The following is a 21,650-nucleotide window of genomic DNA, read 5'->3' on the forward strand; positions in this document are numbered from 1 at the left end:
ACTTCTGTTTCCCCGGTCACTTCTGCGGCCCGGCCGAGGGTGATCCAGGACACGTCGTCGAAGTCGCCACCCCCGTTCGACTTTCGTCGGGGCGGGTGCGACGAAAGAGGGCAGTCGGGTGGAGGGCCGGGTGTCTAGGGTCGGACGGGTGGACGTGAAGGCGAAGGCGCGGGCGGGCTGGGACTGGCTGAGGGGGCCGGAGCCCTGGACCCGGCGGATGGTGGCGGGGGACCTGGCGGTCGGCGGGGTGCTGGCCATCCTCGGGCTGGGCGTCGACGAGCTCAGCGACGGGTCCGGTCTGCGGATGCTCGTGAGCTCCGTGGTCGTGGTGGCGCTGACCCTGATGCGCCGGCGGCTGCCGGGGACGGCGCTCGTCGTCGCCTCGGCGGTGGGTGCGCTCCTCCCGGGGACGTTCTTCGTCACTCCCCTGCTGGCCTGGTCGGCGGGGCGGCGGATCGTCGGGGTGGGCCGGGCGGTGGCCGCCTTCGCGCTGGCCTTCGTCGCGGCGGTCGCTGCCAGCGTGACGGACCAGTGGGCGCAGATGCAGCCGCTGCTGGTGATCGTGTTCTCCACGCTGATGTTCCTGGCCATGATCGTGATGCCGGGTCTGGCCAGCCGGTACTGGTCGCAGCGGCGCACCCTGCTGCGGGCGCTCCACGAGCGCAACGGACAGCTGCTGCGCGAGCGGGCCATGGTCGCCGGCCAGGCGAGGCTGCGCGAGCGGCAGCGCATCGCCCAGGACATGCACGACAGCCTGGGGCACCAGCTGGCCCTGATCTCGGTGCACACCGGGGCGCTGGAGGTGGATCCGGAACTCACCGGCCGTCAGCGCGAGGCGGTGGGCGTGCTGCGGCAGGCCTCGGTGGCCGCGATGCACGAACTGCGCGAGGTCGTCGGCATCATGCGCGACGGCGTGGAGGCGCCCGCGCCGGTGGAGGAGGCCCAGCCCGCGGCGCGCGGCGTGGCCGGGATCGCGGCGGTCGTGGAGGCGGCGCGGGGCTCGGGCACCGACGTACGGCTGACCACGTCGGGGCAGCCGAGGCCGCTGGTCGCGGCGTGCGACCACGCCGCGTACCGGATCGTCCAGGAGGCCCTGACGAACGCGTACAAGCACGCTCCGGGGGCGCCGATCGCCGTAGAGCTGCGGTACGAGGACGACTCGCTGGTGGTGGAGATCGCCAACGGGCCGGCGGCCGGCCCGGCGGACGCCGAGGTGGTCTCGGGCGGGCAGGGCCTGACGGGGCTGCGCGAGCGGGCGCGGCTGGTCGGCGGGATGGTGCACGCGGGCGCCACCGAGGGCGGCGGGTTCCGGGTGGCCGGGGTGCTCCCCTACGGCACCGAGCCGGCCGGCGTGGAGGACGTGGCCGACGACTTCGGGCAGCGGGCCCACGCGCTGACGCACGCGCCGGCCGGGGTGCGGGGGCCGGCCGGGGAGCAGCCGATGGACTGGGCGGCCGTGGACCGGGAGCTGGCCGTACGGGTGCGCAGCCGCACCGGCGGTGTCGCGGTGGGCTGCGGGATCGCCTTCGCGGCGGTGGTGCTGCTGGTGATCGTGCTCGGCGCCGGGGCGGTGCTGCTGGCGGACTCGGCGGGCGACGCGATGATCGGCCGGGACGAGTACGACGCCCTGCACGTGGGCGAGTCGGAGCAGTCCGTCCGTGAGCGGCTGCCGAGCGGCGAGAGCTTCATGACGGCGGGAGCGGTGCGCAAGGGGCCGGCTCGGCCGCCGGGCTCGGAGTGCCTGGCCCTGCTCGCCGAGGAATCCTCGGGAAGCTGGGGCACGGACCTGGTTTTCCGGTTCTGCTTCCAGGACGGCAAGCTCGTCGACAAGCAGGTCTACGAGGTCAAGCAGTAGGAGCACGGGTGACAGCCGAAGTGATCCGCGTGGTGATCGCCGACGACGAGCCGCTGATCCGGGCCGGGATCAGGATGATCCTGACCTCGGCGCCGGACATCGAGGTCGTCGCGGAGGCGGCGAACGGCCGGGAGGCGGTGGAGCTGGCCCGCTCGCACGCGCCCGACGTGATGCTCCTCGACATCCAGATGCCGGTGATGGACGGGCTGACCGCGCTGGGGGAACTGCGGCGGGCAGCGCCGGAGGTGCGCGCGCTGATCCTGACCACCTTCGGCGAGAAGGAGAACGTGCTGCGGGCGCTGGGTCAGGGCGGCGCGGGGTTCCTGCTGAAGGACTCGGCGCCGGGCGAGCTGATCGGGGCCGTCCGGGCCGCCGCGGCCGGGGACGCGTACCTCTCGCCGGGGGCCACCCGGCACGTCGTGGACCAGCTGGCCTCGGGGAAGGCCGCCGCGCGCGGCGAGGAGGCCCGGCGTCAGGTGGCGGCGCTGAGCGAGCGGGAGCGCGGTGTGCTGGCGCTGCTGGGCGAGGGGCTGTCCAACGCGGACGCGGGCCGGCGGCTGCACATGAGCGAGGCGACCGTGAAGACGTACGTGAGCCGCATCCTGGCGAAGCTGGGCTGCGAGAACCGGGTCCAGGCCGCACTGCTGGCCAGGGACGCCGGGCTGTAGATACGGTCAGCCCGTTCGAAAGACGATCGATGAACGGGTGGGGGCGGCGCCGATGGCGGCGGTAGCGGGGCAGCGGATTCCGGACGTGGCGGGCTTCGCGCCGCGAACGGCGGCGGGTTCGCCCAAGGCGGAGGGCAGGGCGCTGCGCGTCCGCGTGCCGCGGTCGGCGCACGCCGACTTCGTGGCACCGGCCGATCGGCCGGACGCGGTCCGGGCGGTGGAGGAGTCCAACGCGGGGCGGGTCGCCGAGCTGACTCCCATAAGGGTGGGCCGGATGGCCGCGAACCCCTTCGCGTTCCTGCGCGGGGCGGCCGGGCTGATGGCCCACGACCTGTCGGGCGGCCCCGTGACCGGGGTCGGCGCGCAGATCTGCGGCGACGCCCACGCGGCGAACTTCGGCCTGTACGGGGACGCCCAGGGGCGGCTCGTCATCGACCTGAACGACTTCGACGAGACCGTGTTCGGTCCGTGGGAATGGGACGTCAAGCGGCTGGCGACCTCGCTGGTGCTGGCCGGCCGGGTGGCCGGCGCGGACGAGGACACCTGCCGGGCGGCGGCGCTGGACTCGGTGGGCGCCTACCGGCGGACCATGCGGCTGCTGGCCAAGCTGCCCGCCCTCGAGGCGTGGAACGCCATCGCGGACGAGGAGCTCGTCTCGCACACCGACGCCCGGGACCTGCTGGGCACGCTGGAGCGGGTCTCGGAGAAGGCCCGCAACAACACCTCCGCCCGGTTCGCCGCCAAGTCGACGCGGCCGGGGCCGGACGGCGGGCTGCGCTTCGTCGACGCCCTGCCCGTGCTGCGCCGGGTCGGCGACGCGGAGGCGGCGGCCGTGGCGGCCTCGCTCGGCCCCTACCTGCGGACGCTGCAGGGCGACCGGCTGCCGCTGCTGGCCCGGTACGCGATCCAGGACGTGGCCTTCCGCGTGGTGGGGACCGGGAGCGTCGGCACCCGCTCCTACGTGGTGCTGCTGCTGGACCACCGCGGTGAGGCGCTGGTGCTCCAGGTGAAGGAGGCCCGGCCCTCGGTGCTGCTGCCGCACCTGCCCGCGCTGGGCTTCGTATCGCCGCCCGAGGAGCACGAGGGCCGCCGGGTGGTCGCCGGGCAGAAGCGGATGCAGGTGGTCTCGGACATCATGCTGGGCTGGACCACGGTGGAGGGTCGGCCGTTCCAGGTGCGGCAGTTCCGCAACCGCAAGGGCAGCGTGGACCCGGCCGCGCTGACCGTCGACCAGATCGACGACTACGGGCGGATGACCGGCGCCCTGCTGGCCCGGGCGCACGCGCACAGCGTCGACCCGCGGCTGCTGGCCGGTTACTGCGGCAAGAACGAGGAGCTGGACGAGGCGATGGCGGCCTTCGCGGTGGCCTACGCCGACCGCAGCGAGGCCGACCACGCCGACCTGGTGGCGGCGGTGCGGGCGGGCCGGATCGCCGCGGAGGCCGGGGTCTGAGCGGTGCCGGACCGCTGCGCGGCGGGCTGTGTTTCACGTGAAACACAGCCCGCCGGGGGCGGGCCGTAGGCTGGCCGGGTGAGCGAGCAGACCGAGCAGCCCGAGCAGACAGTCCCCGGTGATCCCGGCGACTCCTCCGTCACCGGTGAGGAGCGCCCCGATGAGCGTTCCGACGAGCGCCCCGAGGCGCGCCTGGAGCGGGCCGTACGGGCCGCCGAGCAGGCGCTGATCGAGTTCGAGATCGCGGTCGAGACCTTCCGCGTGGAGGTGGAGAACTTCTCCCGCCTGCACCACCAGAAGCTCGGCCCGATGTACTCCCGGCTCGACGAGCTGGACGCGCTGATCGCCGAGGCGAAGGCGGCCCGCAGCGGGGATCCCGAGGATCTGCGCCGGGCCCGGGAGGCACGCTCGCTGGTCATGCCGATGCCGGGCGTGGACGAGCTGTTCCACGACTGGCTGGGCTCGGACGGGATCTCCGACGACGCCGGCGCGATGCTCACCGACCGGCCCGTGCGGCCGCCGGAGCGGGTGCGGCCCACGGAGGAGGTCCGCCGCCTGTACCGCGAGCTGGTCCGTCAGGCGCACCCCGACCTGGCCCAGGAGGAGGCGGAGCGCGAGCGGCGCGACGCGTTCATCGCGCGGGTCAACGCCGCCTACGGGCGGGGCGACGCGGGGCTGCTGCGCGAGCTGGCCGAGGAGTGGGCGGCAGGACCGGCCCCGGAGGCGGCCGCACCGAGCGAGAGCGAGGAGCTGTACGCCCGGCTGGAGTGGCTGGCGCAGCGCAAGGAGCTGCTGGCGCTGGTGGCCCGGGAGCTGGAGGACAGCGCGATCGGGTCGATGCTGCGGATGGCGCCGGAGGACCCGGACCGGCTGCTGGAGGAGATCGCGGAGCAGCTGCTGGCGCAGGTGTCCGAGCGCGAGGCGGACCTGGCGGCCGCGCGCGCCGCGCAGTGAGCGGGCGGGCCGTGCCGGCGGGGCCGAACGTACCCGTCGGATAAGTTGGAAGGACCATCTGCGATGAGAGAAGGCGACGTATGAACTTCGGACCGCTTCCCTCGGTGGACGCCGCCGCGGTGCCCTCCGAAGGCTTTGTCCTGGACGTCCGTGAGGACGACGAATGGGCGGCCGGCCACGTCGAGGGCGCCCTGCACATCCCGATGAGCGACTTCGTCGCCCGCTTCGGTGAGCTCACGGAGGCCGTCGAGGACGGCCGCCGGGTGTACGTGATGTGCCGGGTCGGCGGCCGTTCCGCGCAGGTCACCCAGTACCTGGTGCGCCAGGAGATCGACGCCGTGAACGTCGACGGCGGGATGCAGGCCTGGGACGGTGCCGGGCGCCCGATGGTGACGGACAACGGGAACCCGGCCTTCGTGCTGTAGTCCCCGCTCAGCCGAGGGGGTGGGCGGCCAGCAGGTCGCCCAGGGCCTCCTCGTGCGCGGCGGCCGGGCCGAGCTGGAGTTCCAGCTGTTTGGCCCAGGCGTGGTAGCGGTGCAGCGGGTAGTCGGTGTCGGCGCCGAAGCCGCCGTGCAGGTGCTGGGCGGTCTGCACGACCCTGCGTACGCCCTCCGCGGCCCAGATCTTGGCGACCGCGACGTCACCGGAGCTCGGCAGCGGACCGCCGGCGCCCCCGGTGGCGGCGTCGAGCCGCCAGGCGGCCTGCCACAGGGTGACCTCCATGGCGCGCAGGTCGATGTAGCGGTCGGCGGCCTGGACGGCGACGGCCTGGAAGGTGGCCACCGGGAAGCCGAACTGCTCGCGCTTGCCGGTGTACTGGCTGGTCATCGTGAGGACGCTCTCGCCGAGCCCGAGGGCCAGTGCGCAGGTGCCGGTGGCGAGGAGCTGGCGGAGCCGCTCCCAGGCTCCCGGGGTCTCGATGAGGTGCGTCCCGGCCACCCGTACGCCGTCCAGGGCGAGTTCGGCGAGGCGTTCCCCGCTGGTGGAGACCTGCTCGGCGAGGGCGAGGCCCTCGGCGGTGCGCGGGACGAGCGCGAGGACGGCATCGCCCTCGCCGGTGTGGGCCGGTACGGCGATCCAGTCGGCGTTCTGCGCCCAGGGGACGGCGGTCTGCGTGCCGTCCAGGATCCAGGCCCCGTCCTCGCGACGGGCGGTGACGGCGAGTTCGGCCGGGTCGTGGCCGGAGCGGCCGTGCGCGGCGGCGGTGAGCACGAGCGTGCCGCGCGCCGCGCCGGGCAGCAGGGCGGCGGCCAGTTCGGGGCTGCCGTGGGCCTGGACCGCCATGGCGGCGGCGCAGTGCTCCAGCAGCGGAACGCGGGCCAGCACCCGGCCCGCCTCGCGCAGCACCAGGCACAGGGCGATGGCGTCCAAGCCGGCGCCGCCGTGCTCCTCGGCGAGGACCAGGCCCAGCAGGTCGGACCCCGCGAGCCTGGCCCACAGCGGGCGGTCGAAGTCGTCGGCGACGGCGCCCGGAGTGAGCGCGGGGCTGGGAACGCCGTCAGGCGCGACGTCCGCGAACACGGCCCGGGCCGCCTCGACGGCGGCCTGCTGCTCCTCGGTGAAGGTGAAGTCCACTGCCTGTCCTCCCGCGCGCGTTCAGGTCTGACGGTGCGTCAAGATAGAACACGTTCTGGAAATTGGACAGAGGAAGTCCCGGAGAGGAGTCCCGGAGAGTCCCCGAGAGGAGTCCCGGAGAGGGACTCCCGGCGAGGACTCCCTAGCGGTCGAAGTCGATCTCCACTTCCTCCGTCAGCGGGTGCGACTGGCAGGCAAGGACGAACCCGGCCTCCGTCTCCTCGGATTCCAGGGCGAAGTTCCGGTCCATCCGGACCTCGCCCGACACCAGGAAGGCCCGGCAGGTGCCGCAGACCCCGCCCTTGCAGGCGTACGGGGCGTCCGCGCGGTTGCGCAGCACCGCGTCCAGCAGGGATTCCCCGTCCTGGACCGGCCAGGTGCCCGAGCGCCCGTCGAGCCGCGCGGTGACCCGCCCGTGCGAGGCGGCCGCCGAGGCCGCCGTGCGGGCCGGCGCCGTGACCTCCTCGACGTGGAAGATCTCCTCGTGCACCCGGGTCCGTACGACGCCGAGCCCGCTCAGGGCGCGCTCGGCGCCCTGCACCAGACCGTAGGGGCCGCACAGGAACCAGCCCGTCACCTCGGCCACCGGAAGCAGCGCGGGCAGCAGGGCCGCCAGCCGCTCCTCGTCCAGCCGCCCGGAGGGCAGCCCGGACTCCTGCTCCTCCCGGGAGAGGACCGTCACCAGCTGGAACCGCGCCGGGTACCGGTCCTTGAGGTCGGCGACCTCCTCCAGGAACATCGTCGAGGCGGCCGTACGGTCGCTGCGCACGAGGCAGAAGCGGGCGTCGGGGCGGGCGGCCAGCAGGCTCGCGGCGATGGACAGCACGGGCGTGATGCCGCTGCCGCCGACGATCGCCGCATAGTGCCCCGCGGCCGGGGCGGCGGCGGGCGCCAGCACGAACCGGCCGGCCGGGACCATGACGTCGAGGACGTCCCCGGCGGCGATCTCCTTGTGGGCGAAGGTCGAGAACTCCCCGCCCTCCACCAGCCGCACCCCGACCCGCAGCTCCGCGGGTCCGGGGCCGTCCGGCGCCGGGGCGGGAGAGCAGATCGAGTAGGTGCGGCGGACCTCCGTGCCGCCCTCGGGGGCGGCGCGGCGCAGGGTCAGGTGCTGGCCGGGGGCGTGCCGGTACTCCTCGCGCAGTTCCGCGGGGACCCGGAGGGTCAGCGCCACCGAGTCGTCGGTGAGCCGGTCGACTGCCGCCACCGTCAGCGGGTGGAACGCGCCGTGGCGGGGGGCGGCCATCTACAGCTCCTTGAAGTGGTCGAACGGTTCGCGGCAGGCGGTGCAGCGGCGCAGCGCCTTGCACGCGGTGGAGGAGAACCGGCTGAGCAGTTCGGTGTCGGTCGATCCGCAGTTCGGGCAGCGGACCGACAGGGTGAGCGGGACCGGCCCGCCGGCCGCGTGCGGGCGGGGCGGGGCGATGCCGAACTCGGCGAGCTTGCGGCGGCCTTCGGCGCTGATGTCGTCGGTCGACCAGGCGGGGGCCAGCACGGTGGTCACCCGCACCTCGGGGATGCCGTGGCCGGTCAGGACCCGCTCGATGTCCGCCGACATGGCCTCGATGGCCGGGCAGCCGGTGTAGGTGGGCGTGAGCGTGACCTCGGCGTGGCCGTCCTCGTGCATCCGAACGCCGCGTACTACGCCGAGCTCGCCGAGGGTGAGCACGGGCAGCTCGGGGTCCGGGACGGAACCGGCCAGCTCGGTCAGCTCCGCCTCCAGGCGGGTCGTTCCGGCGTCGGTGGTCACCATGACGCCCCCGGGTGGCTGCGGTGCAGGTGCTGCATCTCGGCGAGCATCCGGCCGAACGGCTCGGTGTGCAGGCCCTGCCGGCCGGCGCCGGCGGCCCAGGCGCCGGTGCGCGGCCCCTCGGGCAGAGCGAGCCCGGCCCGCTCCAGTACGCCGGTCAGCGCGGCCAGCCAGCGCTCCTCCAGCACGGCCCAGTCCACGCCGTCGATGCCTTCCACCGGCTGGAACATCTCCCCGGTGTACTTCCACAGGGCGTCGAGGGCGGTCCGCATGCGGAGCCGGCTCTCCTCGGTGCCGTCGCCGAGCCGCAGGGTCCACTGCTCGGCGTGGTCGCGGTGGTAGGCGGTCTCCTTGACGGCCTTGGCCGCCAGCGGGGCGAACGGGCCGTCCCCGCGGGCCAGCTCCCCGTAGAGCTCGTGCTGGTGGAAGGAGAAGTAGAGCTGGCGGGCGATGGTGTGGGCGAAGTCGCCGTTCGGCTGCTCGACCAGCTGGAGGTTGCGGAAGGACCGCTCCTCGCGCAGGTAGGCCAGCTCGTCCTCGTCGCCGGCCATGGACAGCAGGATGCGGGCCTGGCCGAGCAGGTCGAGGGCGATGTTCGCGAGGGCGACCTCCTCCTCCAGGACGGGGGCGTGCCCCGCCCACTCGGCGAGGCGGTGGGAGAGGACCAGAGCGTCGTCGCCGAGCGCGAGAGCCGCCGCGACGGGGGCGCCGGTGGTGCCGGCCGTGCCGGTGCTGGTGTCGGTGCCGCTCACAGGTGGCTCACCCCCTCCGGGATGTCGTAGAAGGTGGGGTGCCGGTACGGCTTGTCGGCGGACGGGGCGAAGAACGGGTCCCGCTCGTCCGGCGAGGAGGCGGTGATCTCGGTGGAGGGCACCACCCAGATCGAGATGCCCTCGCCGCGCCGCGTGTACAGGTCGCGGGCGTTGCGCAGGGCCATCTCCGCGTCGGGGGCGTGCAGGCTTCCCGCGTGCGTGTGCGAGAGGCCGCGGCGCGAACGCACGAAGACCTCCCACAGGGGCCAGTTCTGCGTCATACCCGTGCCTCCTCGTTCTGTTCGGCGTGCTCCGCCGCTTGCCTTGCCGCCTGCTTGTCCGCGTACGCCGCGGCGGCGTCGCGCACCCAGGCGCCTTCCTCGTGGGCCGTGCGCCGCTGGCCGATCCGCTGCTCGTTGCAGGGGCCGTTGCCCTTCAGCACGTCCCAGAACTCGGCCCAGTCGATGGCGCCGAAGTCGTGGTGCCCGCGCTCCTCGTTCCACTTCAGGTCCGGGTCGGGCAGGGTCAGGCCGAGGGACTCGGCCTGCGGGACCGCGATGTCCACGAACCGCTGGCGCAGCTCGTCGTTGGAGTGGCGCTTGATCCGCCAGGCCATCGACTGCGCCGAGTGCGCCGACTCGTCGTCCGGCGGGCCGAACATCATCAGCGAGGGCCACCACCAGCGGTCCACCGCGTCCTGCGCCATGGCGTGCTGGGCCTCGGTGCCCCGCGAGAGGGCGAGGAGCAGCTCGTACCCCTGGCGCTGGTGGAAGGACTCCTCCTTGCAGATCCGGACCATGGCGCGGGCGTAGGGCCCGTAGGAGCAGCGGCAGATCGGCACCTGGTTGGTGATCGCCGCGCCGTCCACGAGCCAGCCGATGGCGCCGACGTCGGCCCAGGTCAGGGTGGGGTAGTTGAAGATCGAGGAGTACTTCTGCTTCCCCGAGTGGAGCTTGTCGAGCAGCTCGTCGCGGCTGGTGCCGAGGGTCTCGGCCGCGCTGTAGAGGTACAGCCCGTGCCCGGCCTCGTCCTGCACCTTGGCCATCAGGATCGCCTTGCGGCGCAGCGAGGGCGCGCGGGTGATCCAGTTCGCCTCGGGCTGCATGCCGATGATCTCGGAATGGGCGTGCTGTGCCATCTGACGGACCAGGGAGGCGCGGTATTCGTCGGGCATCCAGTCGCGCGGCTCCACGCGCTCGTCCGCCGCCACGGCGGCGTCGAACGCCGCCGCGAGCTGTGCGCCCAGGTCAGCAGTCGTCATGCCCGTCCCGTCCGTCCTGTCTGCCCCGAGGGCCGTGTCCGGTCCCGTCTCCGGGGTCACTGCCACCATTCCGGCCCCTTGTCAGTGTCTGCCGTCCGCCCGACCGACCGATCGTTCGGTTCATTCGCTTCAATGGTGAGACGGCGGCCCGTAGGGTGTCAACCTCTGTGGTCAACCCTGTGGACGCCGGACGATCGGGGCGGGATGGATTCGAACGGGCACGAGCTCGCCGAAGGGGCCGCTCCGCCACCGCCCCGGGCGCCCGGAATAGCCGGTCTGTCCACCCCGTACCGGGTCGTGACGGCCCTGGCCCTGGGGGCTGTCGCCGTGGCGGCCTGCACGCACCTCGCGCTCGTCTTCCTGCACGTGGCCCCGTCCAACACGGTCAGCAAGCAGCACGCGCGGACGATCGACAGCTGGATCTATCCCGAGTTCGAACAGAACTGGAAGCTCTTCGCCCCCAACCCGCTCCAGCAGAACATCGCCGTGGAGGCGCGCGCCGAGGTGCGCACCGCCGGCGGCGAGCTGATCACCACCGACTGGCGCGACCTGAGCGCCGAGGACGCCGCAGCCATCCGGCACAGCCTGCTGCCGAGCCACACCCGGCAGAACGAGCTGCGCCGGGCCTGGGACTTCTTCACCGGCTCCCACGACGAGGACAACAAGCCCACCGGTGAGCGCGGCGAGCTGTCCGAGGAGTACCTGCGGCGGATCGCCGTGAACCGGCTCTCCCCGCAGCACCCGGGCGGGCACCTCCTGCGGATCCAGCTGCGCTCGGCGACGACCTCGGTGCCCGCGCCGGAGTGGAGCACCGAGACCACCGACACCCAGACCTACTACCGGGAGCTGTCGTGGTGGACGGTGTGAGGCGGGCCCGCGCGGCGCTCGGGCGGGCGGCCGCGAAGGTCACCGGACAGGCCCTCGGCCCCTACCAGAGCGCCGTGGTGCGCATCGGCTTCGCCGGGACCTGGCTGTTCTTCCTGCTGTGCGAGTTCCCGAACCGCGCGGAGCTGTACGGGCCGGACGGGCCGTGGAGCTGGCGCCTCGCGCAGCGGCTGACCGAATCCAACGGTGCCTTCACGGTGCTGATGTGGTCCGACTCGACGCTGTGGTTCGAGATCGTCTACGCCGTCTCGGTGCTGGCGAGCCTGGGGCTGCTGCTGGGCTGGCGCACGCGGGCGACGTCCGTGGTGTTCATGGTCGGGGTGCTGTCGCTGCAGAACCGCAGCGTGTTCATGGGCGACGGCGGGGACAACGTCATCCACCTGATGGCGATCTACCTGGTGCTGACCCGGTGCGCGCAGGTGTGGTCGCTGGACGCGAGGCGGGCCCGGCTGCGGGGGTCGGCCTGCGCGGGAGCCGCCGGGCCGGTGCTGTGGGGCGTGCTCGGGGCGGTCTTCGCGTACGGGACGGCGACAGGGCGGTTCGGCTACGGCTGGCTGGCGGCCTTCGCGGCGGTGTGGGTGGTCTGCGGGCTGTGGTGGCTGGTGGACCGCTACGAGCCGCAGGGCGAGGGGCGGGCGGTCCTGGACGTCCTGGCCAACCTGCTGCACAACGCGGGCCTGCTGGTGATCATGGCGGAGGTCTGCCTGATCTACGCGACGGCCGGCTGGTACAAGATCCAGGGCTCGCGGTGGCAGGACGGTACGGCGCTGTACTACCCCCTGGGGCTGGACTACTTCACCCCGTGGCCGGGGCTGTCGGCGCTGGTGGCGGGCAGCGGGACGCTGGTGATGCTGCTGTCGTACGGGACGGTGGCGGTGCAGGTGGCGTTTCCGTTCACCCTGTTCAACCGGCGGATCAAGAACGTGCTGCTGGCGGTGATGATGCTGGAGCACGTGGGGATCGCGGTGCTGCTGGGGCTGCCGTTCTTCTCGTTGGCGATGATCGCCGCCGATGCGGTGTTCCTGCCGACGGGCTTCCTGGTCTGGCTGGGTGCCCGCGCCGCCGCCGTGCGACCCGGCCGCGCGGCGCCCGCCGCCGCCGAGCCGCTCCCCGCGCCGCGCGAACCCGAGCCGGTACAGCGCTGACCCTGCGCCGCCGCGCCGCTGCCGGAGGCCGGCCCCCGGACCCTCCCCCAGCTACCGCTGGGGGTACCCCCAGCGCCTCAAACGCCGGCGAGGCTGAAAAGACCGGGGCTCCGGCCCGAACCCCGCTCCTCAAACGCCGGAGGGGCTGGATTGTGCGGCGAGGCCGGATCTTTCAGCCCCGCCGGCGTTTGAGGCGCGGGGTCTGGGGCGGAGCCCCAGTTCGGGAACGGGCGGCCCGCTGGGTGGGCGGGGTCGCTGTGGACCGTAGGGTCGGGGCATGAGTGAGCAGGCGGGTGCGGACGAGACGGTGCGGGAGTGGCGGGAGGCCGCCGGGCGGGGGGATCTTGTCCTGCTCGACGGGTTCCACGCCCTGAAGCACGCCCTCCGCTTCGGCGCCGACGTGCGCATGGCCCTCGCCGACGACCCCGCCGAGGTCCGCGCGCTCGCCGCCGAGCTGGCTCCCGACGTGGAGGCCGACGTGGCCCGGCTCGTGCGCCGGGCCGGCCTCAAGGAGCTGCTCCCCCGCGTGCACCCCACCGGCGTCGCGGCCCTCGCCGTACGCCCCGACCGCGCGGCCGCTCTCGCCGGGCTCGGGCGGGTGCCCAGGTCCGCGCCCGTCGTGGTCCTCGACAACCCCCGCAACCTCGGCAACGTCGGCGCCGTCGTCCGCCTCGCCGCCGGCTTCGGCGCCACGGGCGTGGTGACCCGCGGCGACCTCGACCCCTGGCACCCGAACGTGGTCCGGGCCGGGGCCGGTCTGCACTACGCCACCACCGTCGAGCGCCTCGCGCTGGACGAGCTGCCGCCCGGGCCGCTCTACGCGCTCGACCCCGAGGGCGTGGACATCCGCACCCTCACCCTCCCGGACGACGCCCTGCTCGCCTTCGGCTCGGAGCGCCGCGGGATCTCACCGGAGCTCCGGGACCGGGCGGACCACCTCGTCTCCCTGCCCATGCGCCCGCAGGTCTCCAGCTACAACCTCGCCACCAGCGTGGCCATGGCCCTCTTCCACTGGGGCGGCCCGCCGGCCCACGAACAGGGCGGCGAGGACGCCTAGCCCGCCCCCGGCCAGGATCAGCGCCGCCGCGCCGAGCGTGGCCGTACCCGGGTGGACCAGCGGCTCGCCGCGCAGTGCCTGCCAGGTCAGCAGGGCCAGCACCGCCGCGTACACCGCGCCGGACAAGAGGACCAGCCGGACCCGCACCCGCCCGTCGCGCAGCCGCGGCAAGCGCGCGGCGAGGGCGGTCAGGACGAGCACGAGCAGCGGGATCAGCTGCAGGGCGTGCATGCCGAAGAAGTGCGGGATGCGCAGGTCGCCACCGGTGGTGGACCAGCCGGTGAGGAGCATTCCGGGGCCGCCGTCGGGCACGCCCACGCTGTGCCCGCCCTGCTCCAGGACTTCGCCGCCGGCGGCGTCGAGGCGCTGCTGCTCGGCGGTGGGCGTGGTCATCAGGACGGCGAGTCCGGCACCGGTCAGCGCGAGGACCGTGGAGATCCGGATCGACCACGCGGTCGCCCGGTCGGCGATCCCGGCGCGCCAGAGCAGGGCGGCGACGACGAGCGTGCCGAGCCACAGCACGACCACGGTGTTGGCCATGAGCGAGTAGACCTGGGTGTCGAAGGGCGTCGCGGCGTTGAAGTGGCTGCGCACCCCGCGCAGGACCTGCAGGGTGATCAGCACCATTTCCATGGCGCTCGCGGCGACCACGACCGTCGCGGCCCACCAGACGGCGCGGCGCAGCCGCGGCCTGGCCTCGTCCAGCAGCGAGATCATCCAGGCCAGGCTGAGGCAGTAGGCGACGAACGAGACCGAGAACTTGAAGGGCTTGGCCCAGATCGGCGCCCCGGTGAGCACCCGGTCGTCGACCACGAGCCCGACGGCGGAGCCGAGCGCCCACACGACCATGACCAGGGCGAACACCACCAGCGGGCGGTGCCGGTCGCGCCAGGTGGGCCATAAGGACTGCGTCTTCATCATTCATACCCCCGTCATGAATGGATAGCGACACTCGCTGCTATCTGATAGCCCCACTATCTATGATGGAGGTGGACAGGGCAAGCCAAAAAAAGGTGAACGCACGTGCGCATCGGAGAGCTGAGCCGGCGGACCGGGGTACCGGTGCCGACGATCAAGTACTACGTCCGGGAGGGTCTGCTCCCGCCGGGTGAGCTGACCAGCCCCAACCAGGCCAGCTACGGGGACGGGCACGAGCGCCGGCTGCGGCTGGTCCGCGCGCTGCTGGAGGTCGGCGGCCTGTCGGTGGCGGCCATCGGCGAGGTGCTGGCGGCCATCGACGACAAGGAGCGGCCGGTCCACAAGGTGCTGGGCGCGGCCGCCCAGCGGCTGGTGCCCGACTACGGTGACGGCCGCGGCGACGGCGCTGCGCCGGACGCGGAGACCGTACTGGCCCGGGAGCGGGTGGCGCGGCTGATCGAGGCGCGCGGCTGGTGCGTCGAGCCCGGCAACAAGGCGGCGGAGGCGCTGGTGTCCGCGCTCGCCTCGCTCGCGCGGGTGGGGCACGGCGGCTTCGCGGACGTGCTCGACGACTACGCGGAGGCGGCCGAGCGGGTGGGCCGCGCGGACCTGGACTACACCGCCCGCCAGGTGGCCCGTGAGGACCTGGTGGAGGCGGTCGTCGTCGGCACGGTGCTGGGCGACGCGGTCTTCGCCGCCCTGCGCAGGATGGCCCAGGTGGACGCCTCCGCCCGCATCTTCGGGCAGGAGGCGTCCCAGGCCTGATCAGGGGGAGCGGTCCTACGCCTGGCGGCGGACCTCCACCACCCGGAAGCGGTTCGCGACGAAGGCGCCGTCGCACAGCGCGGCGTTGGCCGCCGGGTTGCCGCCCGAGCCGTGGAAGTCCGAGAACGCGGCGGTCTGGTTGACGTACACCCCGCCGGTCAGGTTCAGCGAGAGCTGCGCGGACTCCTCCAGGCAGACCTCCTCGATCGCCCGCTCGGTGTCCGCGGACGTCGTGTACGCGCCCACCGTCATGGCGCCCTTCTCCCGCACCGTGCGGCGCAGCAGGTCGAGGGCGTCGGCGGTGGTGTCCACGGCCACGGCGAAGGCGACCGGGCCGAAGCACTCCGAGAGGTAGGGCGCGTCCGGGTCCGGCTTGGCCGCGTCCAGCTTGACCAGGACGGGGGTGCGGACCACGGCGTCCGGGAACTCCGGATTCACGACCTCCCGGGAGGCCAGCGCGACCTCGCCCAGTCCGGCCGCCGCCTCCAGACGGGCCTTGACGTCCGGGTTGACCAGCGCGCCGAGCAGCGCGTTGGCCCGGGCGTCGTCGCCCAGCAGGCCGCCGACCGAGGCGGCGAGGTCGGCGACGACCTCGTCGTAGGTCTTGTGGCCGGCGTCGGTCGCGATGCCGTCGCGCGGGATCAGCAGGTTCTGCGGGGTGGTGCACATCTGGCCGCTGTACAGGGACAGCGAGAAGGCCAGGTTGGACAGCATGCCCTTGTAGTTGTCGGTGGAGTCCAGGACGACGGTGTTGACGCCGGCCTTCTCCGTGTAGACCTGCGCCTGGCGGGCGTTGGCCTCCAGCCAGTCACCGAACTCCGTGGACCCGGTGTAGTCGATCAGCTTGATCTCGGGACGGACCGCGAGGGTCTTGGCGATGCCCTCGCCCGGGCGCTCGACCGCGAGCGCCACCAGGTTCGGGTCGAAGCCCGCCTCCGCGAGGACCTCGCGCGCCACCTGGACGGTCAGCGCGAGCGGCAGCACGGCCCGCGGGTGCGGCTTGACCAGCACCGCGTTGCCGGTGGCGAGGGAGGCGAACAGGCCCGGGTAGCCGTTCCACGTCGGGAAGGTGTTGCAGCCGATCATGAGGGCGATGCCGCGCGGGACCGCGGTGAAGCTCTTGCCGAGGTTCAGCGGGTCCTTCTTGCCCTGGGGCTTCGACCAGTCGGCCTGCCCCGGGACCCGGGTCTGCTCCTCGTAGGCGTAGGCCACGGCCTCCAGGCCGCGGTCCTGCGCGTGCGGGCCGCCGGCCTGGAACGCCATCATGAACGCCTGGCCGCTGGTGTGCATGACCGCGTGCGCGAACTCGTGGGTCCGGGCGGAGATGCGGGCCAGGATCTCGATGCAGACCAGGGCGCGCGCCTCGGGGCCCGCGTCGCGCCAGGCACCCATGCCGGCCTTCATCGCGGGCAGCAGCACGTCCGGGTCGGCGTGCGGGTACTCGACGCCGAGCTCCGGGCCGTACGGGGACACCTCGGAGCCCGTCCAGCCGTCGGTGCCGGGCTGGCCCAGGTCCAGCCGCGTGCCGCGCAGGGCCTCGAAGGCGGCGAGCCCGTCGGCCGGCGCGGTCTCGCCGTACGCCTTGGGGTGCTCGGGATGCGGGGACCAGTAGGCGCGGCTGCGGATCGCCGACAGGGCCTGGTCCAGGGTGGGCCGGTGCTTGGCGGACAACTGGGGGACGGTGAGCTCGGCGGCCATCAGGGACCAACTCCTCGTTGAGCCGGGCGAAGGAGAGCAGACTGGAGTTAGAGTAACCGAACGATCGGTCGGGACAAGAGGGCCCGGCAGACCTGTGGATAAGTCGGTGCGGGAGGATCAGGACATGACAGCAATCGAGCGGTCCCGCACTGTGGCGGTCGTCGGCGCGGGCACCATGGGCCAGGGCATCGCCCAGGTCGCCCTTCTCGCAGGTCACCGCGTGCTGATCTACGACATCGACGCCGCACTCGCCGCCGACGGCGTGGGCTTCGTGCAGGACCGCGTCGAGCGGATGGCCGCCAAGGGCCGCCTGGACCGGGCCGAGGCCGAGGACGCGATCGGCCGGATCGCTTCGGCAAGCGCCCTCCCGGACCTCGCCGGGGCCGCCCTCGTCATCGAGGCGGTCGTCGAGAACGTCAGCGTCAAGCAGGCGCTCTTCGCCGCACTCGAAGAGGTGGTCGCGCCGGACGCGCTGCTGGCCACGAACACCTCCTCGCTCTCCGTCACCGAGCTCGCCGCCGGGCTCGCGCACCCCGGCCGCTTCCTCGGCCTGCACTTCTTCAACCCGGCCCCGCTGCTCCCGCTCGTCGAGGTGGTCAGCGGCTTCGCGACCGACCCGGCCGCCGCCGAGCGCGCGTACGCCACCGTCCTCGGCTGGGGGAAGACGCCGGTCCGCTGCGCGGACACCCCCGGCTTCATCGTCAACCGGATCGCCCGCCCCTTCTACGCCGAGGCCTTCGCGGTGTACGAGGAGCAGGGCGCCGACCCGGCCACCATCGACGCCGTGCTCCGCGAGAGCGGCGGCTTCAAGATGGGCCCGTTCCAGCTGACCGACCTGATCGGCCAGGACGTCAACGAGGCCGTGACCCGCTCCGTGTGGGAGTCCTTCTTCCGCAGCCCCAAGTTCACCCCCTCCCTCGCGCAGCGCCGGCTGGTCCAGTCGGGCCGCCTCGGCCGCAAGTCGGGCCACGGCTGGTTCCCGTACGGCCCGGAGGCCGCTGCCGCCCAGCCGCACACCGCCGGACCCGAGGAGGCCCCGGCCAAGGTCACCGTGGTCGGCGACCTCGGGCCGGCGGCGGACCTGGCCGACCTGCTGGAGGAGGCCGGGATCGCGGTCACGGCCACCGAGCACGGGGGCCCGTACATCCAGCTGCCCGGCGAGGGCCAGCTGGTCCTCGCGGACGGGAAGACCTCGGTCGAGTTCGCGGACGTCGTGTACTTCGACCTCGCGCTCGACTACCGCGGCGCCACCCGGATCGCGCTCTCCGCCAGCGAGGACACCAGCGAGCGGACCCTCGCCGAGGCGATCGGCCTCTTCCAGAAGCTGGGCAAGCAGGTCTCGGTCATCGGCGACGTCCCCGGCATGATCGTCGCCCGGACCGTGGCGATGCTGATCGACCTCACGGCGGACGCCGTGGCCCGCGGTGTGGCCTCGGCCGAGGACATCGACACGGCGATGCGGCTCGGGGTCAACTACCCGGTGGGCCCCGCCGAGTGGCACGACCGGCTCGGCCGGGACTGGGCCTACGACCTGCTCCACCACCTGGACGAGCGCTGTCCCGGCGGCCGGTACGCGCCCTCGCTGGCGCTGTTCAAGCTGGGCTACGCCGCGGGTGACGAGGAGGAGGCCGAATGACCACGGTCAAGCGGGACACGTACACCCCCGAGACGCTGCTGTCCGTCGCCGTGCAGGTCTTCAACGAGCGCGGCTACGACGGCACCTCGATGGAGCACCTCTCCAAGGCCGCGGGCATCTCGAAGTCCTCGATCTACCACCACGTCACGGGCAAGGAGGAGCTGCTGCGGCGGGCCGTCAGCCGCGCCCTCGACGGCCTCTTCGCGGTCCTGGAGGAGCCGGGGGCGGTGCGCGGCCGGGCGGTCGAGCGCGTCGAGTACGTCACCCGCCGCACGGTCGAGGTGCTGGTCTCCGAGCTGCCGTACGTGACGCTGCTGCTGCGCGTGCGCGGCAACACCCGGACCGAGCGCTGGGCGCTGGAGCGCCGCCGCGAGTTCGACCACCAGGTGGCCGACCTGCTCAAGGCGGCCGCGGCGGACGGCGACCTGCGGGCGGACGTGGACATCCGGCTGGCCACCCGGCTGCTCTTCGGCATGGTGAACTCCCTCGTCGAGTGGTACCGCCCGCACCCGGGAACCAGCCAGGACCAGCTCGCGGACGCGGTGGTGAGCATGGCTCTGGACGGCCTGCGCACTCCCCGCTGACCAGCGGGGACACCCCCTTCGGCGCACCGCCGGGCGCTTCTGTAACCTGAGCGGGATTTCAGTCTTGAGCGCGTTCAAAACGGCGCATTCAGGACCATCGCACCGATTGAAAATGGGGGGACCGGTGCGCAGTCGCCGTCTCGTAGTCTCAGCCGCCGCGATCGTCGCGGCCGTCGTCGGTGTCCTGCCGGGCACGGCCCAGGCCGCGGATCCGTCCGCGCCGGCCGTCCGGCAGGTCACCAAGCCCGCCGACCCGAAGAAGGTCGGCGCGTCCAACTTCAGGACCTTCACCAGCGGCGCCGACAAGTCCACCCGGAAGGCCGCCTCCGGCGCCGCCCGGGCAGCGGGCGTCGCCGCCACCGGGAATCCGGACCTGCAGGTGGCCCTGAGCGCCACCAACACCGGCGCGCACTCCCTCCAGCTGTGGGCGGAGGTCACGAGCGCCGATGCCGCACTCGAGGTCACCGTCTCCTGGGGCGACGGGAAGGTGGAAAAGCTCGCCGCCTCCGGCTCCGCCCAGCTGTTGCCGGAGCACACCTACGCCGAGGTCGGCGAGTACACGATCAAGGTCGGCGTGAACGACGTCGCCAACAAGGTGTACATCGAGAACGAGGTCACGGTCGAGACCTCGGGTTCCGAGTTCACGCCGTACGAGCCCACGCGTCTGCTGGACACCCGGGAGGGGTTCCGCGCGCCGAAGGCCAAGGTCGCCCCGTACGGCTCCGCCCGGGTGAAGATCGGCGGCTACGGCACGATCCCGGCCGGCGTGCGGGCCGTGGTCCTCAACGTCACCGTCACCAACACCACCAGCGCCGGGCACATCACGGCCTTCGACACGGGCAACCAGCGGCCGAACGCCTCGAACATCAACTTCGAGCCCGGCCAGACCGTTCCGAACCTGGTCGTCGTACCGGTCGGCAACGACGGCTCCGTGGACCTGTACAACGCCGGCTGGGAGTCGGTCGACCTGATCGCCGACATCACCGGCTACTTCATGCCGAAGGCGGCCAACGGCTACACCCCGATGGACCCGACCCGCTTCGTCGACACCCGCGAGGGCCTCGGCACGACCAAGGGCCAGGTCCCCGGCCAGACGAGCTTCGGCACGCAGATCGCCGGACTGCGCGGGGTGCCGCAGGGCGTCAAGGCCGTGGCGCTCAACGTGACGGTGACCGGCCCGAAGGAGGCCGGCCACCTGATCGTCTACCCGGGCGGCGGCAAGATCCCGCTCGCGTCCAACGTGAACTTCACCGCCGGTCAGACCGTCGCCAACTCGGTGATCGTGCCGGTCGGCGCCGACGGGTCCATCAACATCCGCAACAACGCCTGGGCCGGCGCCGATGTCGTGGTGGACGTCGTCGGCCACTACAGCCCGGCCGGCAAGGGTGCCTTCATGCCGCTCTCGCCGATGCGCTGGCTCGACACGCGCGACCCCGAGGGCGCGATCAGCGGGGCCTACGGACCGATCGCCGGCCGCGGCTTCCTGGCCGTGCCGTTCTTCCCCGAGGACGGCGCCGTCACCGCGTACGTGCTGAACACCACCGTCACCAATACGGCGGGCGGGGGCTTCCTCTCGGTCGCCCCGGACCCGAACTCGGTGGCGCAGTACGAGAAGGGCACCGCGGTCACGCCGGCGCGCCCCGGCGCCTCGTCCCTGAACTGGACGAAGGGCAAGACCGTCCCGAACCTGGTCCAGGCGAGCGGGGGCCAGAACGGCATCGTCGACTTCTGGAACCAGGGCTGGGAGAAGACCGACCTCGTGGTCGACATCTCCGGCTACTACGAGAACCCGGTGATCAAGCCGTAGTACGCGCAGTACTCGCAGCACCCGTAGCACCGGTGGCACCCGCGGGTGCCGGGCACAGCGCCCCGGGAACGGCCCTCCAGGCCCTTCCCGGGGCGCTGTCGCGCGTACGGCCTACTCCTCGGCGATCGCCGGGGCGCCGGCGCCCGGGCCCGGCCCGCCCGGCCCGCCCGGACCCGCGTCCAGGAGATCCGTTTCCTCGAAGACCAGCAGGGTGCGCGTGGAGAGGACCTCCGGGATGGCCTGGAGGCGGGTCAGGACCAGCTCGCGCAGCGTCCGGTTGTCCGGCGTGTGCACCAGCAGCAGGACGTCGAAGTCCCCGCTGACCAGCGCGATGTGGGCGGCCCCCGGAAGCTCGCGCAGCTGCTCGCGGACCGTCCGCCAGGAGTTCTGGACGATCTTCAGGGTGATATAGGCGGATGCGCCCTGACCTGCGCGTTCGTGGTTGACGCGGGCCGTGAAGCCGCGGATCACCCCGTCGTCGATGAGCCGGTTGATGCGGGCGTAGGCGTTCGCGCGCGAGACGTGCACCTGCTCCGCCACCGACCGTATCGACGCGCGGCCGTCCGCTTGGAGCAGCCGCATGATCGAGCGGTCGATCGGGTCCAGGGGGCGGGGCGTGACCGGCGGGACGGAAGGGGCGCCAGGTGTGCCCGGTGCGCTCCCCGGTGGAAGCGGTGCGGAACCAGCTCCGGCCATTTGTTCATCCGGCATTGCCCGATGCCTCCCTCTCCTGGACGTCCTGCATCCATCCCAGGGCCCCGGCGCCAGTTTGTCCACAGCCTGGAGTCGCCTGTAGCCAAATTGCGCGGACAACCGAACAATCGGTAGGTGAGGCGCCTCACACCCGAGCCGTCGCCCTGCCCGCTTCCCACGAGGAGGTGTACGCC

The 21,650-nt window shown here is 73.1% G+C and carries 20 protein-coding genes and 1 pseudogene; 12 read left to right on the plus strand and 9 right to left on the minus strand.

Translation table 11 applies throughout. The features are described from left to right. Window positions 1–130: 130 nt before the first annotated feature. From AB0D29_RS00400 to AB0D29_RS00420, 5 genes are all read left to right on the plus strand, one after another. Window positions 131–1,855: a histidine kinase gene (locus AB0D29_RS00400; protein ID WP_362851288.1), complete on the plus strand. Its 1,725-nt coding sequence runs from the start codon at window positions 131–133 to the stop codon at window positions 1,853–1,855. A gap of 8 nt (window positions 1,856–1,863) precedes the next feature. After that, complete coding sequence (locus tag AB0D29_RS00405; protein ID WP_351296994.1) at window positions 1,864–2,523, plus strand: response regulator transcription factor; 660 nt, start codon at window positions 1,864–1,866, stop codon at window positions 2,521–2,523. 52 nt (window positions 2,524–2,575) lie between these two features. Further along, on the plus strand, window positions 2,576–3,976 hold the full coding sequence (locus AB0D29_RS00410; protein WP_362851290.1) for a DUF2252 domain-containing protein: 1,401 nt from the start codon (window positions 2,576–2,578) through the stop codon (window positions 3,974–3,976). Between the two features lie 192 nt (window positions 3,977–4,168). Beyond that, window positions 4,169–4,930: a J domain-containing protein gene (locus tag AB0D29_RS00415; RefSeq protein ID WP_362851785.1), complete on the plus strand. Its 762-nt coding sequence runs from the start codon at window positions 4,169–4,171 to the stop codon at window positions 4,928–4,930. Window positions 4,931–5,010: 80 nt separating this feature from the next. After that, window positions 5,011–5,355, plus strand: coding sequence for a rhodanese-like domain-containing protein (locus AB0D29_RS00420; RefSeq protein ID WP_030383866.1), 345 nt, complete (start codon window positions 5,011–5,013; stop codon window positions 5,353–5,355). 7 nt (window positions 5,356–5,362) lie between these two features. On the opposite strand, the gene AB0D29_RS00425 is transcribed toward AB0D29_RS00420, so the two are convergent. From AB0D29_RS00425 to paaA, 6 genes are all read right to left on the minus strand, one after another. Further along, window positions 5,363–6,505 (minus strand): acyl-CoA dehydrogenase family protein, encoded by a 1,143-nt coding sequence (locus AB0D29_RS00425; RefSeq protein ID WP_362851292.1) that lies wholly within the window; start codon window positions 6,503–6,505, stop codon window positions 5,363–5,365. A gap of 142 nt (window positions 6,506–6,647) precedes the next feature. Beyond that, on the minus strand, window positions 6,648–7,751 hold the full coding sequence (locus AB0D29_RS00430; RefSeq protein WP_362851294.1) for a 2Fe-2S iron-sulfur cluster-binding protein: 1,104 nt from the start codon (window positions 7,749–7,751) through the stop codon (window positions 6,648–6,650). Beyond that, on the minus strand, window positions 7,752–8,258 hold the full coding sequence (gene paaD / locus AB0D29_RS00435; protein ID WP_362851296.1) for a 1,2-phenylacetyl-CoA epoxidase subunit PaaD: 507 nt from the start codon (window positions 8,256–8,258) through the stop codon (window positions 7,752–7,754). It lies immediately after the preceding gene. Beyond that, complete coding sequence (gene paaC, locus AB0D29_RS00440) at window positions 8,252–9,007, minus strand: 1,2-phenylacetyl-CoA epoxidase subunit PaaC (protein ID WP_362851298.1); 756 nt, start codon at window positions 9,005–9,007, stop codon at window positions 8,252–8,254. Before paaC ends, paaD begins: the two co-directional genes overlap by 7 nt. Further along, complete coding sequence (gene paaB / locus AB0D29_RS00445; RefSeq protein ID WP_030009045.1) at window positions 9,004–9,288, minus strand: 1,2-phenylacetyl-CoA epoxidase subunit PaaB; 285 nt, start codon at window positions 9,286–9,288, stop codon at window positions 9,004–9,006. Before paaB ends, paaC begins: the two co-directional genes overlap by 4 nt. Further along, window positions 9,285–10,268 carry a 1,2-phenylacetyl-CoA epoxidase subunit PaaA gene (gene paaA, locus AB0D29_RS00450; protein WP_362851300.1) on the minus strand — a complete coding sequence of 328 codons (984 nt, stop codon included), beginning with the start codon at window positions 10,266–10,268 and terminating at the stop codon, window positions 9,285–9,287. Before paaA ends, paaB begins: the two co-directional genes overlap by 4 nt. A gap of 204 nt (window positions 10,269–10,472) precedes the next feature. On the opposite strand from paaA, the gene AB0D29_RS00455 reads away from it, so the two are divergent. The 3 genes from AB0D29_RS00455 (at window position 10,473) to AB0D29_RS00465 (ending at window position 13,355) form a co-directional block, all read left to right on the plus strand. Continuing rightward, window positions 10,473–11,135 (plus strand): DUF5819 family protein, encoded by a 663-nt coding sequence (locus AB0D29_RS00455; RefSeq protein ID WP_362851302.1) that lies wholly within the window; start codon window positions 10,473–10,475, stop codon window positions 11,133–11,135. Continuing rightward, window positions 11,120–12,298: an HTTM domain-containing protein gene (locus tag AB0D29_RS00460; RefSeq protein WP_362851304.1), complete on the plus strand. Its 1,179-nt coding sequence runs from the start codon at window positions 11,120–11,122 to the stop codon at window positions 12,296–12,298. Before AB0D29_RS00455 ends, AB0D29_RS00460 begins: the two co-directional genes overlap by 16 nt. A 277-nt stretch (window positions 12,299–12,575) precedes the next feature. Further along, window positions 12,576–13,355, plus strand: a complete 780-nt coding sequence (locus AB0D29_RS00465; RefSeq protein WP_362851306.1) for a TrmH family RNA methyltransferase — start codon at window positions 12,576–12,578, stop codon at window positions 13,353–13,355. 12 nt (window positions 13,356–13,367) lie between these two features. Here the strand turns inward: AB0D29_RS00465 and AB0D29_RS00470 are convergent. Next, a pseudogene (locus tag AB0D29_RS00470) lies at window positions 13,368–14,204 on the minus strand (hypothetical protein); the annotation flags it as partial. 174 nt (window positions 14,205–14,378) lie between these two features. On the opposite strand from AB0D29_RS00470, the gene AB0D29_RS00475 reads away from it, so the two are divergent. Continuing rightward, entirely contained in the window at window positions 14,379–15,038 is a 660-nt protein-coding gene (locus AB0D29_RS00475) for a MerR family transcriptional regulator (RefSeq protein WP_362851308.1), read from the plus strand. A gap of 15 nt (window positions 15,039–15,053) precedes the next feature. On the opposite strand, the gene paaN is transcribed toward AB0D29_RS00475, so the two are convergent. Next, window positions 15,054–16,736 carry a phenylacetic acid degradation protein PaaN gene (gene paaN, locus AB0D29_RS00480; RefSeq protein ID WP_362851310.1) on the minus strand — a complete coding sequence of 561 codons (1,683 nt, stop codon included), beginning with the start codon at window positions 16,734–16,736 and terminating at the stop codon, window positions 15,054–15,056. Between the two features lie 124 nt (window positions 16,737–16,860). Between paaN and AB0D29_RS00485 the strand changes: the two genes are divergently transcribed. The 3 genes from AB0D29_RS00485 to AB0D29_RS00495 all read left to right on the plus strand — a co-directional run bounded on the left by AB0D29_RS00485 (window position 16,861) and on the right by AB0D29_RS00495 (window position 20,763). Further along, on the plus strand, window positions 16,861–18,372 hold the full coding sequence (locus AB0D29_RS00485; RefSeq protein ID WP_362851312.1) for a 3-hydroxyacyl-CoA dehydrogenase: 1,512 nt from the start codon (window positions 16,861–16,863) through the stop codon (window positions 18,370–18,372). Beyond that, window positions 18,369–18,956, plus strand: coding sequence for a TetR/AcrR family transcriptional regulator (locus AB0D29_RS00490; protein WP_362851314.1), 588 nt, complete (start codon window positions 18,369–18,371; stop codon window positions 18,954–18,956). The genes AB0D29_RS00485 and AB0D29_RS00490 overlap by 4 nt, the downstream gene beginning before the upstream one ends. Window positions 18,957–19,080: 124 nt before the next feature. Beyond that, window positions 19,081–20,763 carry a hypothetical protein gene (locus AB0D29_RS00495; protein WP_362851316.1) on the plus strand — a complete coding sequence of 561 codons (1,683 nt, stop codon included), beginning with the start codon at window positions 19,081–19,083 and terminating at the stop codon, window positions 20,761–20,763. A 111-nt stretch (window positions 20,764–20,874) separates the two neighbouring features. On the opposite strand, the gene AB0D29_RS00500 is transcribed toward AB0D29_RS00495, so the two are convergent. Further along, a complete protein-coding gene (locus tag AB0D29_RS00500) occupies window positions 20,875–21,474 on the minus strand; it encodes an Lrp/AsnC family transcriptional regulator (RefSeq protein ID WP_362851318.1) in 600 nt (199 codons plus the stop codon). Window positions 21,475–21,650 lie beyond the last annotated feature (176 nt).

Source organism: Streptomyces sp. NPDC048424, from assembly GCF_040651555.1.
Lineage (GTDB): Bacteria > Actinomycetota > Actinomycetes > Streptomycetales > Streptomycetaceae > Streptomyces.

Coding starts and splice junctions, on each gene's coding strand:
- AB0D29_RS00410 (WP_362851290.1), top strand. CDS start 2,576: ATGGCGGCGGTAGCGGGGCAGCGGATTCCGGACGTGGCGGGCTTCGCG.
- AB0D29_RS00420 (WP_030383866.1), top strand. CDS start 5,011: ATGAACTTCGGACCGCTTCCCTCGGTGGACGCCGCCGCGGTGCCCTCC.
- AB0D29_RS00430 (WP_362851294.1), bottom strand. CDS start 7,751: ATGGCCGCCCCCCGCCACGGCGCGTTCCACCCGCTGACGGTGGCGGCA.
- paaD (WP_362851296.1), bottom strand. CDS start 8,258: ATGGTGACCACCGACGCCGGAACGACCCGCCTGGAGGCGGAGCTGACC.
- paaB (WP_030009045.1), bottom strand. CDS start 9,288: ATGACGCAGAACTGGCCCCTGTGGGAGGTCTTCGTGCGTTCGCGCCGC.
- paaA (WP_362851300.1), bottom strand. CDS start 10,268: ATGACGACTGCTGACCTGGGCGCACAGCTCGCGGCGGCGTTCGACGCC.
- AB0D29_RS00455 (WP_362851302.1), top strand. CDS start 10,473: ATGGATTCGAACGGGCACGAGCTCGCCGAAGGGGCCGCTCCGCCACCG.
- AB0D29_RS00465 (WP_362851306.1), top strand. CDS start 12,576: ATGAGTGAGCAGGCGGGTGCGGACGAGACGGTGCGGGAGTGGCGGGAG.
- paaN (WP_362851310.1), bottom strand. CDS start 16,736: ATGGCCGCCGAGCTCACCGTCCCCCAGTTGTCCGCCAAGCACCGGCCC.
- AB0D29_RS00485 (WP_362851312.1), top strand. CDS start 16,861: ATGACAGCAATCGAGCGGTCCCGCACTGTGGCGGTCGTCGGCGCGGGC.
- AB0D29_RS00490 (WP_362851314.1), top strand. CDS start 18,369: ATGACCACGGTCAAGCGGGACACGTACACCCCCGAGACGCTGCTGTCC.
- AB0D29_RS00500 (WP_362851318.1), bottom strand. CDS start 21,474: ATGCCGGATGAACAAATGGCCGGAGCTGGTTCCGCACCGCTTCCACCG.